A 12702-nucleotide genomic window follows, 5' to 3' on the forward strand; every position below is an offset into this window, starting at 1 on the left:
CCATTCGGACCGGACCGAGGAGACTGGAGTTACCAGGCTTCAATCTTCAAGGAGAGGTCCGAATGAACATCCACAAGAATGCCCGTCTGATGCCACGCCGTCGAGAGGAAATGGCACTGTCGGTGATCGAAGGCCGTCTTTCCAAAGCCCAGGCCGCGCGCCTTTGGTGTCTCGGCGAAGATCGTGGCACGCTGGGTTGAACGCTACAGGAAGCACGGCCTTGTCGGTATGGCCGATCGCTCCTCGCGGCCACACAGACTGCGTTCCCCGGTGTCCGAAGCAACCATCGCCCGCATAATCGCGCTCAGGCGCCAACGCTGGACCGGCAAGCATATCGCCACACAGGTTGGCGTGTCGCCGGCCACGGTCAGCCGGGTGCTCAAGCGGGCCGGTCTGTCACGGCTCAAGGACCTCGCCCCGGCAGAGCCGGTGCGCCGCTATGAACGTGCCGCCCCCGGTGAGATGATCCATCTCGATATCAAGAAACTGGGCAAATTCAATCGGATCGGACACCGCATCACCGGCCATCGGCATCGGCAAAGCAATCAGCGCAACAATGGGACGGCGCCCGGTTGGGAATATGTCCACGTCGCCATTGACGACCATTCGCGGCTGTCCTTCACCCAGATCCATGCCGATGAAAAAGCCGTCAGCGCCGTGGCACATCTCAAGGCCGCCGTCGCCTGGTACCGAAGCCTGGGCATCAAGGTCGAGCGCGTCATGACCGATAACGGCTCCTGCTACAAATCCTTCGCTTTCCGCGACGCCTGCCGCGAGCTCGGCCTCAAACACATCCGCACCAAGCCCTATACACCCAGGACCAACGGCAAGGCCGAGCGCTTCATTCAGACCGCTTTGCGCGAATGGGCCTATGCGCGAGCCTACAAAACCTCAGACCAACGGGCCGCCGAACTGCCAATCTGGAACCACATGTATAATTGGCACAGGCCCCATGGCGGCATAAAAGACAAAACGCCCATCAGTCGCCTCGATCTCAACCAGGACAACCTGTTGAGGCTCCACAACTAGAGCGTCTGGATCATTATCCCTTCACGCCACAAATTCGACCATCCGGCCCCAGGGCCGGATGCTTAACACCCAACCGGATGCTTCTAACCTAGCGAGGTTACTATTTCGCGGTACTGGTCCTCGCTAAACGCTTTTAGCGTGAGGGTCCGGGTGTGTCCCTGAGCCCCGCCCTGGAGTGCGAGCCTTGCAACGGTCTCATCATCGGGCGCTTCGACAATGATAACCATGTCGTAAGGGCCCATCGTCATGTAATAAGCAGTGATCTGCGCACCATGTTCTTTACAGGCTGCTTTGAAAGAGTCGAGACGATCCGGCGAATCCTTAATGTCTCGAAAACCTTCCTTCGTCCAGTTGGCAAGCAAGATAAATGTAGCCATAAGAAATCTCCACTATACGACGTCAGATTACTATCTTTAATCCCTTTGTATTTTTCTTTTCTAAGTAACGTTTGGCGAATTGTTTTTAATTGCCTTGGATATTCTGACGCATGCAGCCTCAATTCCAAAGGAATTTCTTGATTGTGGCTATCTATGCGAGCGTCCGTAGCGCCGCCTGAAGAAACGCGGGACTGTCCGAGCGATCCGATTTTGCGGTTCAACAGCTTCAGTTTGACCGCGAAACGGTCTGGTTGGCGTCAATCGCCGATTTCCGTCGGTGACCGTCTGGCGATAGTGTCGAAATAGTGGGCGGCAAAGAAGCCCGCATCGATGTCAAGCAGCGCTATATGCTGCGGACGCTCACCCCACATCGGATCGACAGTCGGCTTGCCAGCCGGGTTGAAGATGGTCTGGCCGATGCCCGGTCCCTTGGTGACCGTTGCCAGTGCGCCGCGCTTTTGCATGTAAACGCCCGGAATTGTGAGATAAGCGAGCGCCATGACGTCATGCGGGATGCAGCCGTTAATGCCTGAGTGGCTGCGATAGAAGCGGGCGTAGAAGCGCGCCATATCCGACAACAGCTTGCCGACCTTCGGATCGGCTTCTTCCAGATCAGCAAAGAAATGCGGTGACAGAACCACCTTCGTTGTCACATCGAGCGGCGCCAGGACCACCGGCCATGAAGCGGCAAACACCTTTTCTGCGGCGTCCGGATCGTTCCATATATTGGCTTCGGCCACAGGAGAAACATTGCCCGGGCGATAAACAGCACCGCCCATGACCGATACGGTTTTCACACGCTCGGCAATTGTCGGGTCGATTTCCAGCGCCCGCGCCAGATTGGTCAGAGGGCCGACCGCACAGATGTCGATTTCGCCCGGCATTTCCTTCGTTTTTTCAATCAGATACTCGGCCGCACTTAAATCGACCGCCGAACGGGCTGATTTCGGTATCTCGACTTCGCCAAGGCCGTTTCGCCCGTGTACGAAATAGCTGTGCGGTTTCGGCTCCATGACAAGCGGCCGCGTTTCGCCCTGTGCCACGTCGGCCTGCTGTCCGAAATAGTCGAGCAGCGACAGTGCGTTTTGCGTAGACTCCTCGACGGATACGTTGCCGAAAATGGTCGTCAGCGCGATGAGATCGATATCCGGATGGGCAATGGCGTAGGCGATCGCCATCGTGTCGTCGATGCCCGGATCGGTGTCGATAATGACCTTGTGCTTCATCATATTTCCTTTTTGTTGTTTGATTGAGCAATAAGGCGCAGACGGTGAATATATAGCGGGCGCGAAGTCAAGTGATTTCGTATCGGCGCGGTGTATGCTGTCGGCCGGAGGAGAGAGCAGCGCGTGGGAGCAGGTGTATTTGGAGAAAACCGGCACTGGTGGCTGCTGGGCGCCCTGAGCGGTGTCCTTGGCCTCACTGTACTCGATGAGACGGTGGTGGGCGTCGCGCTTCCGACGATCCGCAGCGATCTTGCCATGGGCCAGATTGCCAGCCACTGGGTCGTCAACGCCTATCTTCTGACATTCACCTGTTTTGTGGCCGTCGGCGGACGCCTCAGCGATGCGCTGGGCCACGGCCGCGTGTTTTTGACCGGCGCCGTGCTGTTCGCGATCGCTTCGCTCGCTGCCGGCCTTGCGCCGTCAGGCAATTGGCTCATTGCGGCGCGAGCCTTGCAAGGCATGGGCGCGGCGATCATTTTTCCCACATCGATGGCGATGGTCACGGCGAGTTTTCCACCGGAAAGGCGCGGCACGGCCTTCGGTGTGCAGACCACGGTCGGCGGCCTCTTCATGTCGAGTGGACCGCTGCTTGGTGGGCTGTTTGCGCAGGTGCTGTCATGGCGATGGATATTTCTGATCAACCTACCCATTGTCATTGCGATCGCCTTCGTCGTCGCAATCGCCTGGAAACCGGAGGCACCGGGGTCAAAAGAGCGTTCCAAAAAGCCTTTTGATCTTGGTGGATTCCTGACGCTTCTGCTCGGGCTCGTGGCTTTGGTCGTTGTTCTCATGCAAGGCACGGACTGGGGCTGGTCAGACCGGTGGACGCTCATTCTGCTGATTGGTGGGCTGGCGGTCATGGCATGTTTCGTCGTGATCGAGGTCCGGCGCGATGAGCCGCTGATCGAACTTGATCTACTTGCCATCAAAACCTTTGCGGGCGGCACGCTTGCCTTTTTCGTCTTCCAGTTCAACAAGATCATCATCTTTGTGTTTGTCGCGCTGTTCCTGCAGGAAAAGCTCGGCCGTTCGCCCATAGAATCCGGGCTGGCGGTGATGATCGCCGTGCTGCCGACGCTGGCAACATCGATCGCCACCGGCAGGCTCACCGACCGTTTCGGTGCGAGGCCGCCGTTGATCTTTGGTTTCGCACTCAATGGCGCAGCGGTCGTCCTCATCGGCCTTCTAAGTGTTTATGAGAGCTACTGGCTCGTCCTGCTTCCGTTGGTCCTGTGGGGCGCCACGCTGCCCTTTGCATCCATTCCGGCGCGCAGAGCCCTGATGAGCGCGGTGCCGAAAGCAAAGCAGGGGCAGGCCAGCGGCATTAATCTCACGATCCAGATGTTTGGCGGCACTATCGGCATGGCATTGTGCGGCTCGATCCTTGCCGCCACGGGAAGCTATCGGGCTGTGTTCCTGCTCACCGGTGTGCTGGTGCTTGGAACGATTGGCGTGATCTGGGCGCTGGTTGAGCGTGAACGGGCCGAAACGGCTTAATCTCCGAATCTGCCCGGCCGGCATATATCAAGCAACCGGACCTCGATGTCATCGAGGATCTCTGCCGCCGAAAAACGTCCGATTGCCGGTGCCAGCGTGATGCCGGAATGCATGACCGTCAGATAAAGCCCTTTCACCTGCGGTGCGAAGCCGGCCACCGGCAGGCCATCCGCCGGTATCGGGCGCCAACCGACCTCTACACTGTCCAAAGCAACAGAGTGTGCCCCGGTAAATTCCGATCTGATCTGCAACAGGATCCGTTCGGCAACGGCGTGCGGACCGTTTTCGCCCGAGGCATCGATGTAGTTTGCCGCAGCGGCCATGGTATTCGGGGAGATTTGCCGAACCTCCATGTCCGGATTGATGATAACGGTGTTTACAAGCGGTTCGCTTGTCCTGAACCGCGCAAGGACTGCCGGAGAAGCGTCCACGGGCACTCCAGCACCGACCGAAGCGGCGAGGGTGCCTGTGCCGATGCCCGCGGCCAGAACAACAACATCCGCATTAATTGTCTTTCCGGCGATCCGCACGCCGGTGATCCTGTCGCCCTTGACGGCGAGCGCGTCTGCCCTGGCGGGCCGCAGGATTTCCGCGCCGGCCTGCCGTGCCGCCTGCAGGAGCATTTGCGTTGCTTCAACAGGTTCGATGGACCCTTCACCCACGGTGAAGGCGGCGAGGGGCGGCGGGTTTTTCAACTTGGGTTCGAGGCTTGCGATTTCGTCCCGCTCAACCAGGCGCACGTCATAACCGGCGGCCGCCTGATCGCGCACGCGTCTTTCCGTTTCCGCAGCCCCGGCCTTCCAGATGAGTGTTCCCGTCCAGTTGAGCGGGAGCGTGCCGTTGAATTCATGTTGAAGTCTTCGGTACTCCTGAAGAGAGTGGTGCCGCAGATGCGCATAGGGCGCGGCTGTACCGCTCCACGCATTGATCCAGGCAAATGATTTGCCGGTTGCGCTGTCTTCCGGGTTGCCGCCATCGATCAAGGTCACAGACGCATTTCGGCGGGCGAGGTGATAGGCGACCGATGCCCCGATGATGCCGGCGCCGACAATGACAATCTTCGGGTTGGATTGCCCCATATTGCGCCTAGGTCTTTTTCGGCGTTTCGCAGTAGAGACCGTAAAGCGTTTCCAAAATGGCCTGTACTTCGCCAGAAGCCAGTGAGTAGTAAATGGTCTGGGCGTCACGTCTCGTCTTTACGAGCTTGAGGGCACGCAGTTTTGCCAGATGCTGCGACAGGGCCGACTGACTGAGCTCGACAGTTTTGGCGAGCGATCCGACGGCCATCTCGCCACCAACCAGATTACAAAGAATGAGAAGCCGCTTCGGGTTGGCCATGGCAGCCAGAAGCTGTGCCGCCTGTTCGGCGTTGCCCGATAAATCCGCCTGTGCGGCCCGATCTTCCACTATCGGTGACATGGTCCAAGCGATCCTTCTTCGATCTAATTCCTCACATGCTTATATAAGCAAATTCGCAGATAATGCCAGCGCATTGATATGCGGTGAGCCTGTCTGAGGCACTTTGGCCGAAATTTTCTGAAATCATTGACAAGATGCTATGCTAATCCGCCGGAAATAATTGGGCATAGACCTCATCGGATGGCTCCCACAATTTCCTGGCTCCTGTAAAGTCAATATCACGGTCAGGGTGGTACAGCGCGCTGTCAGCGCAGGATTGCATTTGCCGATGGAGGGCAGGATTTTCAGACTTATCCGCGCATTCGCGACAGCCGGAGCCATGACGCTGCTTGGCTGCGCCAGCCTGTTCACGACGGTTGCCTTTGCGGGCGATGCCGAAGAAGAGTTTCTCCTGGTGATCGCTGCACCGTCGATCGGCGATACCGAGGACGATCCGCTCTTTGCGGACGTGTTTCAGAACATTGTCGACTTCGATGTCGCCTACGCGAATTCTGTCCTTGGACACGACCAAATACGGATCGTCGTGGACGAAGCAACAAGGCCATTTTTTGAAGGAAGAGTGCCTGACGAAATTCTCGTCGATGCCGAATTGCCGCATATCTGGATGCGCGACTACACTACGATCAACCCGTTCAATCCGGTTCAGTTCCGATACACGGCTGCTTCGTTTGAGGGCGACCAGGCGGAAGCCGACTACATGCAGGACGGGTTCAGCCGGTTTATAAACAATTTCGGGTTGTCTTTTGAAAAGACTGACTATGTGCTGGATGGCGGCAATATCGTCGACAACTATGCCGGGCGCGTCGTCACCACCGACCGCTTCCTAGAGGATAATGATTTATCGGAAGAAGAAGGCAGGGCGGTTTTGAGGCAATTGCTTGGTGCGCAGGAAGTCGCCATCCTGCCGCCCGACGACGACATTCTTGCCCACAGCGACGGGATGGTGATGTTCACCGAAGAGAACACGATCATCGTCAATCGCTATCCCGAGCCGCTTCGATCGGAAATTCTGGACGAATTGCAGACGGCTTTTCCGGGGATCGAGATCGTGGAAATCGAAGCGGCTCTTGACTGGGACGACAAGGAAGGCGGCGCGTGCGGAATCAATGTGAATGCGACCGTGACTGGAGACTATATTTACATGCCGCATTTCGGCGATGGCGTCAGCGACCGGGCGCTTGAGACGATCCGCGCGCATACGACAAAAACGGTCATTCCCGTGCCGGCCAACAAGGTATGCGATCTTGGGGGTTCCGTTAGATGCCTGACTTGGCAGTTGTCCGGTCCGACGGCCGTTCGGCTGCTCAGCGCCATGTCCGAATAGAACCCACTACCCGCGCATCCGTATCGAACTGCATGCTTGCCGGATTTGTGACAGGCGGACTTATCCCTGGCTTTCACGTGCGCTTTTAGCAAGTTCGGCCAGGGTTGGCGCCAGGCGGCTCGAATCTTCGAGGACGGTTTCGAATTCGACCCGGGCAAGCCGGTCGCCGCTGACCAGCTCAAAACCAGCCGCATCTATTGCGCTGATGCTCCACTTACCGGTCTTTTGTCCTGCAATGATGCGCGCGTAAATGGCGACCGCATCCGCATGGTCGTTGTTCATGTGTTCGACAGCGCTGTCTTCCAGCTCTGACAGGGAGGCGCTCGCGGGGGATTCGATCAGGATGTCTTGCGGCTGCAGGTGATAGGCCTTGCCGAAGCCGCCGTTGAGGCTGGCCGAAACAGGATTGAGCCGGAAAAAGGCAAAATCGGGAAAATCGGCATAAAGCGCAGATTTGGGATGTCGGCGCAGGAAACGCGACCGCACATGTGTATGCCGCTCATCTTCGCGATCGATTTTTTCGGCCTGGCATTGCAGCGTAATGCGTGGATGGGCCAGCGGATCGCCCTTGCCGGGCTCGCCGAGCAGCAGTGACACGCGCGGATCGTGCATCAGGCCGGATGTGTGTTCGGAAAGGGCCGATACAAGAATGACCGGCGTGCGGTCGACGTCGTTCGCGACCGCCGTTCTGCTGGCAAATGGATGCCCGCCTTTGGGTAGCAGCACGGCGAGTGAGCCGTATCGCGAACCGCTGATAAGGCGGCGCGCCAGAGCACGCGCCTCGTCGTCGGTTTCGCGGATTATCTGTTTTTTATCTACCATGGACCGCCTGGTTTGTTGACTATCAGGAAAATTTGGGCGCCAGCCCCGGCATGATATGGCCCGCAACTGTGTCAAAGCTCTGGCGGGCCGTATTGTGCTTGTGAATTGCCGCCTCCTGGGGTGTCAGAACGGGCGTTACGCAGGCGTCGCTCGCGGCAAAGACCGCAGCCCATTCATCGCGGCTCTTTGTCAGAAACGTTGCCTTGAGAAGATCCCGCAATTCGTCCCAGCATTCTCTGTCATACTGCTTTTGCGTCCAGCCACGATCAAGATCGAGGCCTTCGATCAACGCCGCGAAAAACTGCGGCTCCAGCGGAGCAACCGCAACATGGCGGCCGTCCGCCGTCTCATAGGTGTCGTAGAAAGGGCAGCCGGTGTCGAGCAGGTTCTGCCCGCGTTCACCGCCCCGCCACATGCCCGACGCCATGAAGGAGAAGATCGGCGTTGCGAGCATTGCCGAGCCCTCGACCATGGATGTGTCGATGACCTGTCCCTTGCCGGTCTGTTCGCGCGCATAGAGCGCTGACAGGATGCCCATAATGAGCACCATGGTCCCGCCGCCGTAGTCGCCGACGAGATTAAGCGGCGGCACGGGGCCTGAATCCTTGCGGCCGATCATCGACAGGACGCCGGACATGGAAATGTAGTTGAGGTCGTGGCCGGCTCGGTCGGACATCGGGCCGCTCTGGCCGTAGCCGGTCATGCGCGCATAAATCAGGCGCGGATTGGCTTGAAGCATTTCATCGGGCCCGAGCCCCAGCCGTTCCATGACCCCGGGCCGAAAGCCTTCGACCAGCACATCAGCCTCTTGAATCAGCGCAAGGGCCGCGTTGCGGTCCTCGTCGCTCTTCAGGTCCAGTTCGCATATGTTCCTGTAGAGCACATCCGGGTTGGTCTGTGGATCAAGCGGCAGGAAGACCGCGGACCTGCCCTTTGCTTCGATGCGGGTGACCTCGGCGCCGAGGCCAGCCAGCAGGTAGCAGGCAAAAGGGGCGGGGCCGAGCCCCGCCATTTCCACCAGCTTCAAACCGTTGAGCGGCTTGCTCATGGCTGCTTATTTCGGCGCGAGGCGAATGGCACCGTCGAGGCGGATGGTCTCGCCGTTCAGCATCGTGTTGTCGAGGATGTGCATGACGAGCGCGGCAAAATCTTCCGGCGTTCCGAGGCGCGACGGGAAGGGGACGGAAGCGGCAAGGCTATCCTGAACCTCCTGCGGCATACCCATAAGCATCGGCGTTCCGAAGATGCCCGGCGCGACCGTCATGACACGAATGCCGAAACGGGCAAGTTCGCGGGCTGCCGGCAGGGTCAGCGAATGAATGCCGCCCTTGGAGGCCGAATAAGCCGCCTGTCCGATCTGACCATCGAATGCTGCCACCGATGCGGTCGAGATAATGACCGCGCGCTCATTGTCGTCCAGCGCGTCAAGCTTGGACGCCCGGTCGGCAACCAGGCGAAGCAGGTTGAAGGATCCGATAAGGTTGACATTGATGACACGGGAGAAGAGTTCGAGATCGTGCGGGCCTTCGCGGCCGACGATGCGGCTTGCATTGGCAATGCCTGCACAGTTGACCAGAATTCTCGCTTCGCCATGGGCGTCTGCCGCTGCCGCAACAGCGTCTTCCGCCGCCTTTGCACTCGAAACATCGCAGGCTATGGCGATGCCGCCGATTTCGTCAGCGACGGCCTTGGCCTGTTCTTCATTGATATCGAGTACGGCGACCTTTGCGCCGGCAGCTGCCAGCATTCTGGCCGTTCCCGCGCCAAGTCCGGATCCGCCGCCCGTTACGATTGCTGCTTGTCCGTTAGCCTTCATCAAAACCTCCCGTGCCTGTCACATTAGAACCCGCCGGGTGCGTTTGTCGCACCGGCGAAACTTTATGGAAATCCCTGTTTCGGGGCGTTCGGCCGGATCAGACCGAACGTTCGGTCACTGGGTGGCAGACTGACGGTGGCTGGTCAAGCCCTTGACAATATCCTGTGCCGTGATTGTTCCGACGAGTGCCCCATTTTCCACAATGCCGACGGCGCCCGGCTTCCTGGCTATGGTATCAAGAATATCCGTCAGCGGTGTATCCGGTTTCGCGGTTCCGGAAAATTCGCCATTAGCCGCAGTTCCGTCGCCTTTGCCGGCCGTCATAACGTCCCCTGCGACCAGCATGGAGAGCGGATTCATGTTGGCGACGAAGTCCGCGACATATTCGTTGGCAGGGTTTTGAACGATTTCCTGCGGCGTGCCGCACTGGACGATCCGCCCGCCTTCCATGATGGCGATGCGGTTGCCGATGCGGAACGCCTCATCAAGGTCATGACTGACAAAGATGATCGTCTTGTGAAGCTGTTCCTGCAGTTGCAGCAGTTCGTCCTGAAGCCGGGTTCTGATCAACGGATCGAGGGCCGAGAAGGGTTCGTCCATCAAGAGGATCGGGGCGCCAGTGGCAAAAGCGCGTGCAAGACCGACCCTTTGCTGCATGCCGCCTGAAAGTTCGTTGACGCGGCGGCCGGCCCATTGTGAAAGGCCGACGAGTTCGAGCTGTTCAGTGACCTTCGCCCGGCGCTCGGACGTAGGCATTCCCGACAGCTCCAGACCGAAGCCGACATTATCGGCAACCGTTCTCCAGGGAAGCAGGCCGAACTGTTGAAACACCATCGCCACCCGCTCCATGCGCAGATGCCGAAGGTCGCGCGCCGAGCAACGCTGCGGGTCAACGTAATCATCGCCATTGTCGACGAGCGTTTCGCCGCGAATGACGGGGTTGAGGCCGTTGACGGCTCGAAGCAGGGTCGATTTGCCGGAGCCGGAAAGCCCCATCAGGACAATGATCTCGCCCTTTTGGACGTCGAGGTTCGCGCCGGCGACACCGAGCACCTGGCCGGTTTCCTGTTGGATTGTCTCGCGGCTCTGACCGTCGTCAACCAGTGGCAGGGCCGACTTCGGGTTGTCACCGAAGATGATATCCACATTCTTGAAGCTTACGACTGGCTTGCTCATTCTTCTTCTCCGGCACGGAACATCCGGTCGAGCACGATGGCCACAACCACGATGACAAATCCGGCCTCGAAACCGAGCGCCGTGTTAACCGAGTTGAGGGCGCGCACGACCGGGACGCCAAGCCCGTCGGCGCCGACAAGCGCAGCAATGACAACCATCGAAAGCGACAGCATGATGGTTTGGGTGAGGCCCGCCATGATTTGCGGCATGGCGTAGGGCAGTTCAACCTTCCACAGCAGTTGCCGCTTGGTCGCGCCAAAGGCCTGACCGGCCTCAAGCAGCGATTGCGGCGTCGACGAAATGCCCAGATGCGTCAGCCGGATGGGTGCGGGTATGACGAAAATCGCGGTGGCGATGAGACCGGGCACCATGCCGATCCCAAAAAAGACAATTGCCGGAATGAGATACACAAAGGTCGGCAAGGTCTGCATCAGGTCGAGGATCGGGCGGATTGATGTGTAGAGCCTTGGCCTGTGCGCCGCCGCAATGCCGACGGGCACGCCAAGAGCCATGCAGACGAGGCAGGCCGAAAGAACAAGGGTCAGGGTCTCGGTCGTGCGCTCCCAATATCCTTGGTTGATGATGAAGAGGAAACTGATTGCGACAAAGGCCGCCGTGGAGATCGAACGGCGCAAGGCGTAGGCCGCGGCGACAAAAACGGCGACAATCAACAGCGGTGGCGGTGTTTGCAAAATCCACAGAATTGCATCAATGGCGTTTTCGAGGCCCGTTGCCAGCCCATCGAAAAACCACCCGCCATGGTCCGTTAGCCAGTCGACAACGGCCTTTGACCATTTGCCCACCGGTATCTTGTATTCCGTCAGCCATTCCATGCTGGCTCCCCCGCGCAGTTCAGCCTCTTAATAGAGCAATTTGTAGATTGGTGCGCAATCTTCGCAGGCCTGTGCCTGCGGCAACAAAAAACCGCCCCGTGGAAAACGGGGCGGTTGTGTATGCGGCTTGTTACATGCCGAGGCTGGACTTGACAGCCGCGAGGCCGTCTGCGCCATCGGCGGTCGTCACGCCTGCAAGCCAGGCTTCGATAACCTCCGGATGCGCCTTCAGCCAGGCCTTGGCGGCCTTGGAAGGTTCTTCGCCGTCATCGAGGATCGCGCCCATGATCTCGTTTTCCATCGCGAGCGAGAATTTGAGGTTCTTCAAAAGCGCGCCGACATTGGCGCACTCATCGACATAGCCTTTGCGCACATTGGTGTAGACCGTGGCGCCACCGAAATCCGCGCCGAAATGATCGTCGCCGCCGGAAAGGTAGGTCAGTTCGAAATTCGCGTTCATCGGATGCGGCGCCCAGCCAAGGAAGACAATCGGCCTGTCGCGCTTGTCGTCACGGGCCACCTGGGCAAGCATGCCCTGCTCGGAGGATTCAACCAGCTCGAAACCTTTGAGGCCGAATGCGTCAGAGCTGATCATGTCGAGGATGATGCGGTTGCCGTCGTTGCCCGGCTCAATGCCGTAGATCTTGCCGTCGAGCGCTTCGAGCTGTGCCGCAATCTTGCTGAAATCGTCAATGCCGAGTTTTGCACCGGCCGCATTGGTGGCCAGCGTGTATTTCGCGCCTTCGAGGTTTTCACGCACGGTCTCGACCGAACCGTCTTCGCGGTAGGGCGCGATGTCGGCTTCCATAGTCGGCATCCAGTTGCCGAGGAAAATGTCGATATCGCCGTTCTTCAGCGAAGTGTAGGTGACCGGAACCGAAAGCAGCTTGATATCGGTGTCATAGCCGAGGCCTTCGAGAACGGCTGTCGTCGCGGCGGTTGTGGCGGTGATATCCGTCCAGCCGACGTCAGAGAAATTCACGGTCTTGCAGCTTTCCGGTTCGGCGGCAAAAGCCTGTGCGGAAATGGCGGCGGAAAATGCCAGCGCCAGCATTGAGGTTTTGATGGTTGTCATAGCGGACCCCCCATTTAGGATTATCATTTCGCGGTTGCTGGGCGCATCGCGCCACAAACGCGACGGTTTTGCAAGCTTTTATTGAATGAATGTTCAAAATAAATAGGT

Annotated in this window: 12 protein-coding genes and 1 pseudogene; 3 read left to right on the forward strand and 10 right to left on the reverse strand. The window is 58.6% G+C overall.

Annotated elements, in window-relative coordinates; all coding sequences use genetic code 11:
* Window positions 1-62: 62 nt before the first annotated feature.
* Window positions 63-1029, forward strand: a pseudogene (locus ABVT35_RS25845) (IS481 family transposase).
* Between the two features lie 83 nt (window positions 1030-1112).
* Here the strand turns inward: ABVT35_RS25845 and ABVT35_RS25850 are convergent.
* Both ABVT35_RS25850 and ABVT35_RS25855 read right to left on the reverse strand, forming a co-directional pair.
* Complete coding sequence (locus ABVT35_RS25850; protein ID WP_368470498.1) at window positions 1113-1406, reverse strand: GYD domain-containing protein; 294 nt, start codon at window positions 1404-1406, stop codon at window positions 1113-1115.
* A 257-nt stretch (window positions 1407-1663) separates the two neighbouring features.
* Window positions 1664-2635 carry a nucleoside hydrolase gene (locus tag ABVT35_RS25855; RefSeq protein WP_368470499.1) on the reverse strand — a complete coding sequence of 324 codons (972 nt, stop codon included), beginning with the start codon at window positions 2633-2635 and terminating at the stop codon, window positions 1664-1666.
* A gap of 120 nt (window positions 2636-2755) precedes the next feature.
* Here ABVT35_RS25855 and ABVT35_RS25860 point away from each other — a divergent pair, with 120 nt between their 5' ends.
* Window positions 2756-4129: an MFS transporter gene (locus ABVT35_RS25860; protein WP_368470500.1), complete on the forward strand. Its 1374-nt coding sequence runs from the start codon at window positions 2756-2758 to the stop codon at window positions 4127-4129.
* On the opposite strand, the gene ABVT35_RS25865 is transcribed toward ABVT35_RS25860, so the two are convergent.
* Together ABVT35_RS25865 and ABVT35_RS25870 are read right to left on the reverse strand one after the other, a co-directional pair.
* Complete coding sequence (locus tag ABVT35_RS25865; RefSeq protein WP_368470501.1) at window positions 4126-5208, reverse strand: NAD(P)/FAD-dependent oxidoreductase; 1083 nt, start codon at window positions 5206-5208, stop codon at window positions 4126-4128. The genes ABVT35_RS25860 and ABVT35_RS25865 overlap by 4 nt on opposite strands.
* 7 nt (window positions 5209-5215) lie before the next feature.
* Window positions 5216-5548, reverse strand: coding sequence for an ArsR/SmtB family transcription factor (locus ABVT35_RS25870; protein WP_368470502.1), 333 nt, complete (start codon window positions 5546-5548; stop codon window positions 5216-5218).
* A 268-nt stretch (window positions 5549-5816) separates the two neighbouring features.
* On the opposite strand from ABVT35_RS25870, the gene ABVT35_RS25875 reads away from it, so the two are divergent.
* Window positions 5817-6872 carry an agmatine deiminase family protein gene (locus ABVT35_RS25875; protein ID WP_368470503.1) on the forward strand — a complete coding sequence of 352 codons (1056 nt, stop codon included), beginning with the start codon at window positions 5817-5819 and terminating at the stop codon, window positions 6870-6872.
* Between the two features lie 60 nt (window positions 6873-6932).
* Here ABVT35_RS25875 and ABVT35_RS25880 read toward each other — a convergent pair whose 3' ends face one another.
* From ABVT35_RS25880 to ABVT35_RS25905, 6 genes are all read right to left on the reverse strand, one after another.
* Window positions 6933-7694, reverse strand: a complete 762-nt coding sequence (locus ABVT35_RS25880) for a HugZ family protein (protein ID WP_368470504.1) — start codon at window positions 7692-7694, stop codon at window positions 6933-6935.
* Window positions 7695-7716: 22 nt separating this feature from the next.
* Window positions 7717-8742, reverse strand: a complete 1026-nt coding sequence (locus ABVT35_RS25885; protein WP_368470505.1) for a CaiB/BaiF CoA transferase family protein — start codon at window positions 8740-8742, stop codon at window positions 7717-7719.
* Window positions 8743-8748: 6 nt separating this feature from the next.
* Window positions 8749-9510: an SDR family NAD(P)-dependent oxidoreductase gene (locus tag ABVT35_RS25890; protein ID WP_368470506.1), complete on the reverse strand. Its 762-nt coding sequence runs from the start codon at window positions 9508-9510 to the stop codon at window positions 8749-8751.
* A 114-nt stretch (window positions 9511-9624) separates the two neighbouring features.
* Entirely contained in the window at window positions 9625-10686 is a 1062-nt protein-coding gene (choV, locus tag ABVT35_RS25895; protein ID WP_368470507.1) for a choline ABC transporter ATP-binding protein, read from the reverse strand.
* Complete coding sequence (gene choW, locus ABVT35_RS25900; RefSeq protein WP_368470508.1) at window positions 10683-11519, reverse strand: choline ABC transporter permease subunit; 837 nt, start codon at window positions 11517-11519, stop codon at window positions 10683-10685. Before choW ends, choV begins: the two co-directional genes overlap by 4 nt.
* A 130-nt stretch (window positions 11520-11649) precedes the next feature.
* Window positions 11650-12594 (reverse strand): choline ABC transporter substrate-binding protein, encoded by a 945-nt coding sequence (locus tag ABVT35_RS25905; protein ID WP_368470509.1) that lies wholly within the window; start codon window positions 12592-12594, stop codon window positions 11650-11652.
* Between the last annotated feature and the right edge of the window lie 108 nt (window positions 12595-12702).

Origin of the sequence: Hoeflea sp. TYP-13, assembly GCF_040932035.1 — a bacterium.
Classification (GTDB): domain Bacteria; phylum Pseudomonadota; class Alphaproteobacteria; order Rhizobiales; family Rhizobiaceae; genus Hoeflea_A.